This is a genomic window from Myxococcus hansupus (assembly GCF_000280925.3).
GTDB classification, from domain to species: domain Bacteria; phylum Myxococcota; class Myxococcia; order Myxococcales; family Myxococcaceae; genus Myxococcus; species Myxococcus hansupus.
This window is the reverse complement of record NZ_CP012109.1, coordinates 7,802,911-7,816,459: the sequence shown is the minus strand read 5'-3', so window position 1 is coordinate 7,816,459 and position 13,549 is coordinate 7,802,911. Positions and strand designations below refer to the sequence as shown.

14 protein-coding genes are annotated in these 13,549 nt (G+C 68.6%); 6 read left to right on the top strand and 8 right to left on the bottom strand.

Annotated elements, in window-relative coordinates; translation table 11 throughout:
• Positions 1–13: 13 nt before the first annotated feature.
• Positions 14–334, bottom strand: coding sequence for a hypothetical protein (locus A176_RS30615; protein ID WP_021781368.1), 321 nt, complete (start codon positions 332–334; stop codon positions 14–16).
• 243 nt (positions 335–577) lie between these two features.
• Between A176_RS30615 and A176_RS30610 the strand changes: the two genes are divergently transcribed.
• A complete protein-coding gene (locus A176_RS30610) occupies positions 578–2,050 on the top strand; it encodes a hypothetical protein (RefSeq protein WP_002635964.1) in 1,473 nt (490 codons plus the stop codon).
• A gap of 177 nt (positions 2,051–2,227) precedes the next feature.
• On the opposite strand, the gene A176_RS30605 is transcribed toward A176_RS30610, so the two are convergent.
• The gene (locus A176_RS30605; protein ID WP_002635963.1) at positions 2,228–2,626 is read right to left on the bottom strand and encodes a hypothetical protein; all 399 of its coding nucleotides are present in this window, start codon (positions 2,624–2,626) and stop codon (positions 2,228–2,230) included.
• Positions 2,627–2,770: 144 nt separating this feature from the next.
• Positions 2,771–3,868 carry a glycoside hydrolase family 43 protein gene (locus A176_RS30600; RefSeq protein ID WP_002635962.1) on the bottom strand — a complete coding sequence of 366 codons (1,098 nt, stop codon included), beginning with the start codon at positions 3,866–3,868 and terminating at the stop codon, positions 2,771–2,773.
• A 135-nt stretch (positions 3,869–4,003) separates the two neighbouring features.
• On the opposite strand from A176_RS30600, the gene A176_RS30595 reads away from it, so the two are divergent.
• Complete coding sequence (locus A176_RS30595) at positions 4,004–4,567, top strand: hypothetical protein (RefSeq protein WP_002635961.1); 564 nt, start codon at positions 4,004–4,006, stop codon at positions 4,565–4,567.
• 19 nt (positions 4,568–4,586) lie between these two features.
• Here the strand turns inward: A176_RS30595 and A176_RS30590 are convergent, their stop codons facing one another.
• Positions 4,587–5,546, bottom strand: a complete 960-nt coding sequence (locus A176_RS30590; protein ID WP_002635960.1) for an oxygenase MpaB family protein — start codon at positions 5,544–5,546, stop codon at positions 4,587–4,589.
• A gap of 242 nt (positions 5,547–5,788) precedes the next feature.
• On the opposite strand from A176_RS30590, the gene A176_RS30585 reads away from it, so the two are divergent.
• Together A176_RS30585 and A176_RS30580 are read left to right on the top strand one after the other, a co-directional pair.
• Positions 5,789–6,739, top strand: coding sequence for an alpha/beta hydrolase (locus A176_RS30585; RefSeq protein ID WP_002635959.1), 951 nt, complete (start codon positions 5,789–5,791; stop codon positions 6,737–6,739).
• Positions 6,740–6,920: 181 nt separating this feature from the next.
• On the top strand, positions 6,921–7,493 hold the full coding sequence (locus A176_RS30580; protein WP_002635958.1) for a hypothetical protein: 573 nt from the start codon (positions 6,921–6,923) through the stop codon (positions 7,491–7,493).
• Positions 7,494–8,015: 522 nt separating this feature from the next.
• On the opposite strand, the gene A176_RS39165 is transcribed toward A176_RS30580, so the two are convergent.
• From A176_RS39165 to A176_RS30565, 3 genes are all read right to left on the bottom strand, one after another.
• Positions 8,016–8,276: a hypothetical protein gene (locus A176_RS39165; protein WP_158513117.1), complete on the bottom strand. Its 261-nt coding sequence runs from the start codon at positions 8,274–8,276 to the stop codon at positions 8,016–8,018.
• A 76-nt stretch (positions 8,277–8,352) separates the two neighbouring features.
• The gene (locus A176_RS30570; protein ID WP_002635955.1) at positions 8,353–9,231 is read right to left on the bottom strand and encodes an NmrA family NAD(P)-binding protein; all 879 of its coding nucleotides are present in this window, start codon (positions 9,229–9,231) and stop codon (positions 8,353–8,355) included.
• On the bottom strand, positions 9,228–9,677 hold the full coding sequence (locus tag A176_RS30565) for a nuclear transport factor 2 family protein (protein ID WP_002635954.1): 450 nt from the start codon (positions 9,675–9,677) through the stop codon (positions 9,228–9,230). The genes A176_RS30570 and A176_RS30565 overlap by 4 nt, the downstream gene beginning before the upstream one ends.
• A gap of 76 nt (positions 9,678–9,753) precedes the next feature.
• Between A176_RS30565 and A176_RS30560 the strand changes: the two genes are divergently transcribed.
• A complete protein-coding gene (locus A176_RS30560) occupies positions 9,754–10,734 on the top strand; it encodes an AraC family transcriptional regulator (protein WP_226994033.1) in 981 nt (326 codons plus the stop codon).
• A gap of 947 nt (positions 10,735–11,681) precedes the next feature.
• Positions 11,682–12,113, top strand: coding sequence for a hypothetical protein (locus A176_RS30550; protein ID WP_144429646.1), 432 nt, complete (start codon positions 11,682–11,684; stop codon positions 12,111–12,113).
• Between the two features lie 46 nt (positions 12,114–12,159).
• Here A176_RS30550 and A176_RS30545 read toward each other — a convergent pair whose 3' ends face one another.
• Positions 12,160–13,434 carry an SMP-30/gluconolactonase/LRE family protein gene (locus A176_RS30545; RefSeq protein WP_226994032.1) on the bottom strand — a complete coding sequence of 425 codons (1,275 nt, stop codon included), beginning with the start codon at positions 13,432–13,434 and terminating at the stop codon, positions 12,160–12,162.
• Positions 13,435–13,549: the final 115 nt, after the last annotated feature.

Below are 13,549 nucleotides of genomic sequence, written 5' to 3'. Positions count from 1 at the left end.
CGGGGCCTGGCGCCTAGAGCGGGTCGCAGCCCAGGATGCAGTACCGGACGTTGATGAGCGTGCGCGTGTTCGCCGCGTTGGACCGGCACGCCGCGTACTGCGTGGCCTGTTGTCCGGGCTGACGCACCGAACCGCAGCTCATACAGGCCTGCACGTTCTCGGTCCAATAGACGAGGTCGTTGTTCGGACAGTGCGGAGGCATGCCCTGGGCCTGCTCGACGCTGTCCAGCGTCTCGGCCTCGGGCATGTCCATGCTGGCGTCTTCGACTCCGCAGGCGGTGAGTGACAGGGCAAGAACGGCGGTCATCGAGGCAACGAGTCGCGAGGCGCGCATGGACGGCTCCCTCCGGGGATGGAAGGCGGGGATGATGCCGCATCTCCCTGGCGCGCTGAAGAACGTGCCAGGTGTTGCGTCAAAAGACAGCCGCAGCGTGACTTTTCATTGCAGTCATCCCTTGGGTGGAAGGGGCTCCAACAAACGTCGGCTCCTTCCCAGACACATGCCCTCCGGGGCAGTGGCCGCACGCCACCTCACTTCCCACCGTCCCCGGGTTTCAGGGGCCAGCAAGGAGTGAACATGCGCGTAGGGGTGTGGTGTGTCCTGGCGGGGCTGAGTGGTCTGGGCTGCGGTGGCGTCGTGGAGGACGTGAGTGCTCCCGTGGTGGAGCAGGTGCGGCAGTCCCAGTCCTGCGCGCCCGGGGCGGTCTACAAGGTGAAGGACATCCTGCCGCCGGACGCGCCGCTGCCGTCGCCGGGGGCTCCGGTTCCAGACTGGCTGACCAACGTGCAGGGCACGCTCTTCTTCACGGCGGACCTCTATCCGGACCGCAGCATCTTGTGGCGCAGTGATGGAACGTCCGAGGGCACGGTCCCCGTGAGGGAGTTCCTCGGGGCGGGTGGCCAGGGATTGGGCTCGCTCACCGCCGTGGGGACGCGGCTCTTCTTCCTGGTGAGTGATTCGCTCTTCGGCCGCGAGCTGTGGGTCAGTGATGGGACGGAGGCGGGGACGCGGCTCGTTCGGGACCTGGCGGAGGGGCCCAACAGCTCCTACTTGGAGTACCTCCAAGCGGTGGGGAATGTGGTGACCTTCTTCCGCCGGCCCACGGTGCCGGGGCCGCTGGAGCTGTGGCGGTCGGATGGCACGGAGGCGGGGACGTTCCGGCTGAGGGACTTCGGGACGCAGTACAACCTGGTTCCCCAGGTGCTGCCGGTTCCGGGGCAGCGGCTGTTCATCCTGCAAGACGCGGCGAATGGCACCGCGCTGTGGCGGACGGATGGCACCGAGCGTGGGACCGTGCTCGTCAAACGCCTGGATGCGGGGCAGGTCCCGATGATGGGCTCGGCGCACACCGACACCGGCCTGAGCGTGTTCATCCTGCATGACCAGGGCCCCATCACCGAGGTGTGGCGCACGGACGGCACGCCGGGCGGCACGGTGCGGCTGGAGTCGTTTGGCGGATACCTGGGGCTGCTGGGCGCGCTGGGTGGACAGGTCTACCTGTCCGCCGCCACGCCGGAGGGCACGGGACTGCGAATCTCGCGAGTGTCGCTCGCGGGCGGCGGCAAGGCGACGGTGACGACGGTGCCCAACCGCTTCGCGGGCGAGCCGGGCGCGTGGCCCTTCGTCCAGACGTCCACCGTCGCGGGTGGGCGGCTCTACTGGTCCATGGGCATCGGCACGCCCGGACCCGCGCCTCGTGAGGTGAGCCTGTGGTCGACGGACGGCACGGCGAGCGGGACGTGGGAGCTCGGCCGGGGGCTCAACACCTCCGATGAGCGCAGCTCCCCGCTGTTCAACACCGGAGCGGGAACGCTGCTCTTCAGCAACTCGGATGGCACCACGGGGCTGGAGCCGTGGGTGACGGACGGCTCGCTGGAACGGACCGGCATGGTCGCGGACCTCACGCCCCTGGGCGGCTCCAGGCCAGAGGCCTTCACCCGCGTGGGTGGCACCGTCTTCTTCCGGGCCTACTCCAACACGCGCGGTGACGCCCTGTGGGCCATGCCCGCGAACGTGACCTGCCGCACGCAGCCGGTGGACGCGCGCTGAAGCACGGCGCTCGAGCAGCCCCGGTTCATGGACGGGTGCGCGGTCCCTGACGCACCCGCCAGCGCATGATCGCTCGGCGGAGGTGGCCACCGCCGGGCACTCCTCAGCGTGAGGCGCGGGGCTGCGCGCCTCACGCGGGCGCGAAGCCCCCTGGGCCAGGGGGCTTCACGGTGAGCCTCAGTGGGGCGTGATGCCGCGCTGCTCCAGCGGCGTCTCCGTGTAGAGGGACTTGAAGCCAGACGCGAGCGCGTTGACGGTGGAGCCGAAGGCCTCGACGCTGGCCTGCTTGTACTGGCCCTTCTTGGCGCTCTCGAAGGCATCCCGGCCGAAGTTCAGCGCCTCGCGCTGGTGCGCGTTGACCTCGCTGCGCTCGCCCGTCTCCACCTTCTTCACGTTGTCGATGACGCTCGCCTGCGAACGCGACGAGATGCCGATGTTGCCCCGGTCGAGAATCTGATTCACACCGCCGACCGCGTGGGCGTAGTCGCTCTTCTTGCCCTGCGTGGTCTGGTCGATCTCCTTCCGCATCGGATTCTGGAACGTGTGGTTGCTCTTGATCTTGAACAGGCTGAGCATGGCGTCTTCCCCCCCAGGCGGCCTCGGCCGCCCGTAGCGTGTGCTTCGTTGAAATGATTGTCGGGGCATGTGGGCGAGAGTTTCCTGGGGTGATTATTTCGCCCACAAAAGCGCTGATGTCGGGAAGCTGACGCCAAGTCGGAACTACTCGTAGAACTTCAAGCTCCAGCCCGTGTTGCGCTGGTCGCCGCGCGAGTAGGTGATGTTGCCCCACCACTGGAAGGTGCCCGAGTACCAGTACCGGCCGGACCAGAAGGGATTGGGGTTGTCGCCGTTGGGGACGCCGTGGAAGGCGAGCGGGAACTGGGGGCCCGCGGGCGGACTGGTGTTCGGGTCACCGTGGAGCAGGACGAAGGAGTGGTGCCCCACGCCCTTGGAGTACAGGGTGGGGTGCCAGCCATTCATCATGATGCCGCCGTTGGCGCTGAAGAGGCAGCCGTTGGACTTGAACCAATCCCAGACGTACAGCGGGTCGCCGCCCGCGCGCAGGCGCAGGTCCGCCAGGCAGTAGTTCGTGGCCCAGCTCCCGTTGGCGGAGTAGACGACGTGGAGCTGGCCGCTCGGGTCGATGATGGGCTCGGGCCCCTCGTTGACGCGGGTGGGCGGATTGACGTCGACCTTCTCCCACCACTCCCGGGGCTGGGAGATGACATGGCGTCCGCCGGTGATGGTGGTGGGGCTCGACATCCGCGCGATGTAGAGCGTCTGTTCGCCGTTGGTGTCACCCTCCCAGCCCGACCAGACGAAGTAGCGCTGCCCCTGGTAGGTGAAGGCCGTTCCATCGATGGCCCACTTGTCCCCGGGCAGCGCCATCCGCACCGCCGCCGAGTAACCCCGGTCGGGTGACGCGGACTGGATGACATACATGCGGTGGGCGCTGCCGGTGCCCGCGGCGAAGTAGATGACATAGGTGGCGCCATCCATGACGAGCTCGGGCGCCCAGACCTCGCCCAGTCCCTGCGGGTTGTTCCAGACGAGCTGCCGGGCCACGCCCGCCAGCCCATTCACCGAGGACGCCATGCGCACGTAGAGCCGGCTCCCATCCGACTCCACGGAGATGTACGTGCCGCCCACGCGAATGATGGAAGGGTCCGCGTTCTTGATGGAGAGCCGGACATGCTGCTCGTGCGTCCCGGTGGCCTCTGGTGCTGGATGGGGGGCGTCAGCAGGGGAGGACTCCGGCCCGCAGGCGGGGAGCAGCCCCATCAGGGCTGACGCCAGGAGAGACTTCAACGCACGCATCAATGGCTCCAGACTGGATTGAAACGGGGAAAACCGGAACCTAGTCGGGACGCCCGTGCGGGGTGGGCGCATTCTCCGCCCGGGACGGGTCGGCTATGTTGGATGTCGCATCAAAGACAGACGACTGGAAACCGCATGCCCGCTGAAGTCACGCCGAGCCGTTCCTCGAAGGCCCTGAAGTGCCTGCGCATCCCCGTCCTCGTTGCCCTGGCGATGCTGACCTCGGGCAGTGGAATGGGCAGCGGCTGCAATGGCCCCGACCTGGGCGGTGAGTGCACCTCCCACTGTCAAATCGTCGGGACCTGGCAGCTCGCCTTCGATGACAGCTCGGAGTTTCCAGCGGATTGTCTGGCCGTCGATGCCCGGCTCCCCACGGAGCCCGTGGTCATCTCCTGGATGTACGAAGAGGTGGACGGAGACTTCTTCGCCCGGATTGGGCAGCGGACGATGCAAGGGCAGTATTTCGGCGAGGGCGAGCTGCGGTTGGAGGCCTCTGGCAATCACAGCGTGACCAACAAGGGACAGCTCCACGTCTATGCGTTGAAGGGGCGCCTGGATGCCGTACCCGAGAGCGCCACCCAGCCGCTGACGTGGCGCGGGACGTACAAGGTGGAGCGGGGCCCGACGAACCCCACCGGCTACGAGGATTACCAATGCGAAGTCACGCGGGCCTTCACGGCCACCCGGGTGAGTGAGTAGGACGGGCGCTCCCGTCCCCTCATGCGTCGCCCCCGCCGCGAGCGGAGACGCCGCGCGCCGCCGTGACGGGGCAGGCGCCGCCCTGGGCCGCGGGCGCCGTCCCGGTGGCGTGCTTCACGGGGCACGTCTTGGGGAAGGTGCCCAGCGACTCGACGGCATAGCCCTGCGGGTAGCTGCGGATGTTCGGGCGCTGCCGGCCGTGGAGCGGCGTCTCGCGCGGTGACAGCGCATGGCGCACGAAGGTGCCGCGGGCCTTGAGCGCCAGGCGGAACACCGTGCGGCTGAGCTTGGACGGGCGGGGGTAGTGGAACGCGTCGAGCAGCGCGTCTTCCATCAGCGTGCGCGCGAACAGGTGGACCAGCCGCTTGGGCGCGAGGTTCGTCGGAGGGAAGGTGGTGAGCAGCTCCAGCGTGGCGTCCGCCACGGCCCTGCCGCGCGCGTCGAAGGCGAAGTGCTCCGCCTCGTACGCATCCAGGAAGCTGGCGAAGGCGGCGTACGTCTCCGGGATGTCCTGGATGCCCATGTGGCGGCCCACGGCGCGGTAGTAGTTCGCCCAGGCCGTCACCTCGTGTGGGGTGAGGGCGCGCCAGCCGAAGTCCGCGAGCCAGCGCACCGGCATCACCACGAACGTGGAGAGCACGTAGCGCATGTCATCGTTGGAGATGTCATAGGCGCCGTGCATCTGGTTCATCCGCCGGAAGGCGCTCCGGCCCTGCGGGCTGGACATGCCGTGCTCGAGGATGGTGTCGAGGATGAGCACGGTGTCGTCGTAGCGCTTCTGGGTGCGCTGGTTGAATTCGCCGGTCTCGTGCAGGAGCACGCCAATGCTGGGAACCGCGTAGGTTCGGAACAGGGCGAAGCTGAGCGCCTGCTCGATGTCCCAGGGAAACTCCTGAGTGGAGAGGATGCGGACGATGTCCTCGCACTGCGATTGGGCATCGAGGCGGTTCGTGAGGTCCCGTAGCGCGAATCGGTTCATCCGTCGCTCCCCTGTGGGTGACTTCCCGTGAGTCTAACGCGAGCACGGCGGGCCTGCGCGAGCGGCAAGCCTCGCCTCTGTTCGCCTCCGGGCTGTCAGGCGGCCGCCGCCTCCCGCGCTCCGGGCCCGGGCGCTGGACGCTTCGGCGGGTCCTCGGCTGGTGGGTTGCTGCCGTCCCCGCGCCGGTTGGCACCTTTCCGACTGCGTCCGTCCGTGGACGTCCATCGAAGGAGTCAAAGCGCATGAAGCTGGAGCCATCGACCCAGAAGTTCGTCTCGGACCTGGCGGCCTCGGGCAGCCCGCCGCTGTACACGCTGACGCCAGACCAGGCGCGGGACGTCCTGCTGAAGGCGCAATCCATTCCAGTGTCGATGCCCGAGGCGGACGTCGAGGAGCGCAAGCTGCCCGTGGGGCCCAAGGGCTCCGTCCGGACGCTGCTCTTCCGGCCGAAGGGCAGCAAGGAGCGCCTGCCCGTGGTGATGTTCATCCACGGTGCGGGCTGGGTGATGGGCGATTCCAAGACGCATGAGCGCCTGGTGCGGGAGCTGGTGAAGGGCGCGAACGTGGCCGCTGTCTTCGTGGACTACAGCCGCTCGCCGGAGAACCGCTTCCCGGTGGCCATCGAAGAGGCCTATGCCGCGACGAAGTACGTGGCGGAGCACGCGGACGAATTCAAGGTGGATGCGCGGCGCATGGGCATCGTGGGGGACAGCGTCGGCGGCAACATGGCGACCGTGGTCAGCATGCTCGCGAAGGAGCGCGGCGGTCCGCCCCTCCGCTTCCAGGTGCTCTTCTATCCCGTCACCGATGCCAACTTCGACAACGGCTCCTACCAGGAGTTCGCCGAGGGCCCCTGGCTCACGCGCAAGGCCATGAAGTGGTTCTGGGATGCCTATCTCCCGGAGGCGGCCAAACGCGCGGACCCGCACGTGTCTCCGCTGCGGGCGTCGCTCGACCAGCTCAAGGGCCTGCCGCAAGCGCTGGTCATCACCGATGAGAACGACGTGCTGCGCGACGAGGGCGAGGCCTACGCCGCGAAGCTGTCCGAGGCGGGCGTCAACGTCACCCAGGTGCGCTTCCTGGGGACGCACCATGACTTCGTCATGCTCAACGCGCTGGCGCAGACGCCCGCGGCCCGGGGCGCCATCGAGCTGACCACCACGAAGCTGCGCGAATGGCTGAACGCGAACTGACGTAGGACGCGGGGGCCTCCTCCATCCGGGGAGGCTCCGCGCCCGACGGGATGTTTGCAATTTCTGAGAGACCGCCGAGAGGACTGGCAAGCGGCTGACGGGGACCGGCTCTCCGAGGCAATGGCTGCATTGAGGTCCCCTCTCAATCTTGGCGCCTCCCCCGATGGGCAGGAGGTTTCCAATGAAGCGTCTGTCTCTCAAGTCCTCATTCTCTGTTTTCAATTGCGTGAGTGGCTTTGCCGCCATGCTGGCGTTCGCTGTCGTCCCGGGGACGGCGGCCGCGCAGGTTCCCCCACCCCCGCCGCAGGCGACGCTGGTGGAGTGCACGCAGGGCAATCAGAATCAAATCTATGCGCCCGCCATCGCGTTCTTCCCCCGCATGGTGGACGTGACGGGCACGGGCCGGGTGTCGTCCTGTGTGGATTCGACGGACCCCGGTCTGGCTTCCGGTATCTTCACCATCACCGGGACCAGCACGGTGAGCTGTCTGCTCGCGAGCGCCCCGACCCAGAATGTCATTACCTGGAACGACGGCACCCAGAGCACCATCGAGTTCATCAACGGCGTGGATGTGCGGCCCGTGGGAACGTCGATGGTGACCATCCTGGGCCGCGTGTCCAGCGGTCGCTACCAGAACGCGCTCGCCATCAAGACGGTGGAGGTCTCCTCCGTTCCTGGCGTGGCCCAGTGCCTCCTGAGCGGCGTCCGCTCCTCCGCCACGGAGATTTCGCTGGCCCTGCTGCGCCTGTTCTGACCGCGGCGCGAGGAGCACCGCGGCTGTCAGGATGCTTCGCCCGGTGGCGACCCTGGGCGCCATGCGAATCCTGACGCTGGACCCGAAGCCGTTGCATGAATGGCCCCACCTCTCGGCGGCCCCCCGAGGTGGAGTCGAGACACGAAACCTGCCCCTCCTGCATGGGAAGGTCGACACGTTGCCACCGGGGGTGGATGCCCTGGTGGTGACGTCGGACCTGCAGGGGGTGGCGCCTCGTGCCTCGCTGGGAGGCGAGGTGGCCTTGCTCGGAGAAGTCCTGGCGGATGGCCTCGCCTCCCTGGGCGCCGAGGGGGTGCTCCCGCCTCCAGAGCACACCGGTGTCGTGCTGGCGGGGGACCTGTACTCCGATGACACCGCGCGGGTGCGGGGTGCCTCTGGTGACGTCCGGACCGTCTGGGACGCTTTTGGAGCCTGGTTCCGCTGGGTGGTGGGCGTGGCGGGCAACCACGACACCTTTGGCACCGCGCGGGAGCAGGCGACGTTCTTTCGCCAGCGTCCGTATCAGCAGTTGCTGGATGGCGAGGTGGCCGAGGTGGACGGCCTGCGCGTGGGCGGCGTGGGGGCATCATCGGCCGTCCGGAACGGCCGGGCCGACGCGACGAGGAGGACTTTCTCCAGCGCGTCGCCCAGGTACTGCGTCAGGCTCCGGAGCTGCTGGTGCTCCACCAGGGGCCGGATGCCCCCGCGATGGGTCGGCGCGGCAGCGCGTCCATCCGCGAAGCGCTGCCGGCCCAGGGCGAATTGCTGGTGGTGTGCGGTCATGCCCACTGGGAGACGCCGCTGGTGTCCCTGCCATCCGGCGTTCAGGTCCTCAACGTGGACAGCAGGGCCGTGCTGCTCACGCGGTGAGGGATTCGGCGTGGGCGCGCGCGAAGGCCTCGAAGGCACGTGGTTCGCGCCCCGTCACACGTGACACCGTGTCTGTCACGCGGTCCTCCACGCCCTTGCGTATCGCATCCTCGAGTTGGGCGAGGAACCGGGCGTAGGACGCGGGGATGCCCGAGGCCTCCATGAAGCGCTGGGCCTCATCCGTGCTCACGGCGTGATGTCGCACCGGGCGTCCCGTGACGCGGGTGAGGATGTCCGCGATGTCGTCGTACCCCAGGGCCCGCGGCCCCGTGATGACGTGCGCGGTGTCATGGGCCCGCGCGTCGGTGAGTGCCCGCACGGCGACCTCCGCGATGTCCCGGGCATCCACGAAGCCCACGCGGCCTTTTCCCGTCGCCGTGACCATCCGCCCGTCCTTCAAGATGGCAGCGCCCAGGTGATGGCCTGGATTGACGAAGTTCTGCATGAACCACGACGGCTGGAGCACCGCCCACTCCGGCATGCGCTCACGCAGCGCCTGATGCACCACCCCGAGCCCGGGTGTGCCCTCGGCGACGACGGCGGCGCTGAGGAGGACGGCGCGGCGGACGCCGTGGGCCCGCGCGCGCTCGACGAAAGGCAGCATGAGCGCGGCGGGGTCCGCGTCCGTGGCCGGGGCAATCAGATACATGCGGTCCACGCCCTCCAACGCCGCGTCATGGCCAGTCGCCTCCGCCCAATCGAAGCGCACGGCGTCGGCGAGCGGATGTCCTGTCGGCTTGCCCTGGCGTGTCGCCGCGCGAACGGGGATGCCCAGCTCCGTGAGCCGCGAGACGATGTGCCGTCCCGTGTTGCCCGCGGCCCCGATGACGAGGGCGCGTGCGCCCGTCTGTCCTTGTGGCGCCGTCATGACGGGTTCACCAGGCGCTGGAGATTCTCCGTGCCGCCGAAGGCCTGAAGCCCCCGGATGGGGTCCCAGTATTCACGGTAGTGGATGATGCGTCCGTCCTTCGCCTTCAGGACCATGATGTAGTCCTGCTCGTACCGCCTGCCCGTGGCGGCGATGGTCGCGGAGCCATGCACCTCTGTGATGGCCACGTCCGGGCTGGCCATCGGGTGGCGGCGGACGTCCGAGAAGACGAGCCCCAGGAAGTGCTTCGGTGTCTCCGCGAAGTATTGGCGGATGGCCTCCTTGCCGAGCAGGCGGTCTGGCATGTCGATGGAGGGGGCATAGGGGAACTCGACGATGGCGTCCTCGGCGAAGAGGCCGAGCCAGCGTTCGATGTCCGTGGCAATCCATTCCAGGTGGGCGTCCATCAGCGCGCCCGCGTCGCGAGCAGGTGTGGCTGGATTCATGTCGTGCTCCAGGGTGGTGATGGACGAAGGGTGTCGTCGGCGCTATGGATTCTCAATGCCACCGCGTCCATCTCTCTTGTCCAAGCGTCCAAACGCGGCGGCCCGCCAGGCGGACGTCGTCTCCGAGGTCCTGGAGACGATGCGCTTCACCACGCTGCTCTTTGGCCGCTTCGAGCTGGGGGCGCCGTGGGCCATGCGGTTGCCGAAGAAGGAGAGCGCGATGTTCTACGTGCTGGCCCACGGGCAGGCGCGGCTCCGGGTGGACGGTGTGGAGCGTCCGTTCCACCTGTCCGCGGGCGATGTGGTGCTGGTGCCTCGGGGCTCGGGGCACGTGCTGGATGATGGCGGACGACGGACGCCCGCGGCCCAGGACTTCATCTCCGCCGAGGCGCTGCGAGGCCCGGTGTTGGCGCCCAGGCGGCTCGGTGGCGGCGGACAGGTCAGCACGCTCATCACGGGCTGCTTCCGGTTCAGCGCGGGACTCCAGAGCCCGTTGTTGTCCACGTTCCCTTCGGCCATCCATCTCTCCGCGCGGGAGCCGGAGGTGGCCGCGTCACTGTCCTCGACGGTGCAGCTCATCGCCGAGGAGAGCGCGGCACGCAGGCAGGGCAGCGCGCTGGTGTTGGGGCGGCTCGCGGATGTGCTGTTGGTCCAGGCGTTCCGTGCGCGCGCCGCTGCCACCGTCACGGAAGGCGCGGGCTTGCAGGCCCTGGCGGACCCCGCCATTGGCGCGGCGCTCGGGTTGATGCATGGGCGCCTGAGCGAGCCGTGGACGGTGGAGCGGCTGGCGGCCTCCGTGGGCGTGTCCCGTTCGGGGTTCGCGGCGCGGTTCCACCAACTCGTCGGCGAGCCACCGCTCCAGTACCTCGCGCGGTGGCGGATGACGAAGGCCGCGCAGTGGCTGCGCGAGACGGATGACAGCCTTCCCCAGGTGGCCGAGCGCGTGGGCTACGTCAGCGCCGTGGCGTTCAACAAGGCCTTCAAGCGCTGGCATGGCGTCGGGCCGGGCGGCTACCGGCGTGCGCAGCAGGCGGCCCGCACGGTTCCGTCGGAATAGGGCAGGAGTGAGAGCTGGGGCGTGCCGTGCGGGCCTCCTGCTGCTAGCGCCACTGACGTCCAGGCACAGTCCGCTATGGAGCGTTGAAAAGGTGTTGAGGCCCAGTGGGCCGCTCCTGGCTGTTGTCAGCGAAAGCTTGTAGGTCATCAGGATGGGGTTGATGGGCTGGAAGTAGATGAACCCTCCAGCGGGGGTGGGGCAACCTTGCCGGCCGCCTGAAGAGACACCCTGCGCCTCGGCTCCAGAGAGGAAGGGCCCTCCCAAGTCGCCGAAGTCGGCACAGGCCGTGGTTCGCGTCAGGCCGTAAACGGGGCCCGCATCGTAATTCACGGTCACGTTTTTCGCCGTGATGGCACCACATCGCCAACCCGTCGTGGCCCCCGCGCGGCAGACGCTGCTGTTGAGGCTCCGCTCCTGCGAGCCCGTCACCGAGACGACCCCCCCAGCCCCATCGGTCACCACCCAGGGGGTCGGCGTCCAACTCGTGTGGGTCGCGACCCAGGCCGGGTCATGCCGACAACCAGGTGGGTGGCATCTGGGTTCATCCAAGCCCCGCCGAAGCCCTCCTTCACGGCCTTGCGCAGCCCGCCCTCAATCGCATGCACTCGGCCTTCGAGGGTGAGACGCTGACGAACCTGGCGCTCGGACAGATGCAGGTCTCGCTGCATCGCGGACAACATGCCGGGAGACAGCTCCGGCACGGGGGCCTCCGCAGCAAGCGCAGGACTTCCCTGCGGGGTGGCGAAGCCCATCAACAGGGCGCTGAGCGTTGAGCACGTCTGGGTCTTGCCGCGCATGGGAGTGGCATTGCCTTTCGAGCTGGAAACAGTCCGTCCGATTGGGGCCGTTCACCAGCGCGGGGCTCATTGCAGTCGCCGGAGGCGCCTCATGGAGGGCTCCTCTTCGCTCTTCGTCATTGGGGGGACACGGGTGTTGCGATAGTTTTCATGGCCATGAACATTCGAGTGATGCTCCGCCCGTTCCTTGGAGGGCTTGTTGCCGTGTTTGCCTCCGCTTGTGGTTTCTACAAGTGGGACATGGAGAATGCCTGCCACGCCGTGGAGCGCTCGAAGGTTCGCGAGCTTCAAATCAAGGAGGAGGATGTCCTGACCCTGGCCGCCTCGTGGGCTGCAGAGCGTGCTCGGACGTCTCAGGGACAGCGGTTCTGGGACGCCATCGCCAATGTCACGCCGACGTCCAAGGCTGAAGTGTTTCGTAGCGCCGCGAGAGAGGCTGGAATCAAGGACTGTCCGTTCGCGGAGCAGCTTCATGCCGCCGTCCTTGCGGACGAACTGGAGCGGGAACAACGACTCCAGAAGCTGCAGCAGGAATCCTCGCCCGCTCCTGAAAGCGCGGCTCCGGAGGCGGAGGGGCCCTGATAGGGGCTCCTGGCGTTGGCGACAGGGCGGATGGGTCCGCTGAGCCTCAAGGCCTCAAACGCAGCAGGAAGCCATCCTGCGGGCGAGGGTAGGGCGTGCCTTCCGGAAGGGCCCTGGCCAACGCGCCGGCCACCACGGCGTGGCCCTCCATGTCCACCCCCACCGTGCGCGCCAGGGTGGCGCTGGGGCTGGTGAAGGCGCGGACCCAGAGGGATGCGCCGTCCTCGGGATGGAGGCGGGCCACATAGAGGCCCGCGGGGGCTTCGCTGCGCCCCAGGTCCAGGCCGCCATCATGCGCGCCGGCCAGGGTGAGCTGTCCCGCGTCGTCCGTGGCCAACGCGGTGGCCGTGGCCGCGAAGGAGCGCGCCCAGTGTTCCTTGCCCGTGGCGTCAAAGGCTGTCACGAAGCCGTGGGCGCTGTCGGAGCTGTGGGGCTTGCCCTTGAAGTAGAAGCGCCCGGAGAAGTTGCCCGCCACGAAGACGCGGTCGGGGCCCACCGCCACCGCGTTGGCGGTGCCTTCGGCGCCGCGCCAATCCCGGCTCCAGGCATGGTGGCCCTCGGGCGTGAGCTTGAGGGCGAAGGGCGTGCGCTGCCGCACCGTGACCAGCGAGGGGCCGCCAAAGCAGACAGCGCCCGCATAGGCTCCGGCGATGTACACACCGCCAAAGACATCCACCGTGACGGCCCGGGCCGTCACCAGTCCCTCGTGGCCGGCGGTCCACGCGCGGCTCCAGCGCGTCTTCCCCTCCGCGTCCAGGCTCACCACGAAGGCGGAGCGCTGGCCCGGCGGGGACTGCCGCTCGACATCCCCGAAGTGCCGCCGTCCGTTGAAGTCTCCCACCAGCACCACGCCGCCGCCGTCCGGTGCCAGGGCATTGACGGTGAGCGCGCCGTCACCGTCGAAGCCGCGCACGCGCTCCAGGGCGCCCCGCGCGGAAAGCCTGGCGATGAAGGGACCCGTGGGCAGTGCCCGCCCCGCCAGCGTGAAGCCCGCGGAGACACCGCTCAGCCACACGCGTCCTTCGGCGTCCACGACGAGCCCTCCCACGTGGGCGCGTGGTGTGTCTTCACCGGGTGTCAGCCCATGCGCCCAGCGCAGGAGGCCTTCCGGTGAGAAGCGCGCCACCACCAGATGTGGCGCGTTTGATACGTGGTTGAAGGGCAGGGGGCCTCCCCCAAGGTCCAGAGGTTCACGGTAGGTCGCCGCGACGAGGACGTCCCCGTCGGGAGCCACCACGGTATGTGGCGCTTCGCTGTCCCCCAGCACCAGCGGACGCGTCCACGCCAGGACCCCCTCGCCCTCACCTGCAGCCGACCCCACCACCTCCAAGCCCGGAGCGCGGGCCGCCGCATGCGCTTTCTCCCCGCACCCCGCCAGGAGAAGCACGCATGCCAACAACCCGACTGCCCATCGCCGCCCGACCATCCCCGCCCCG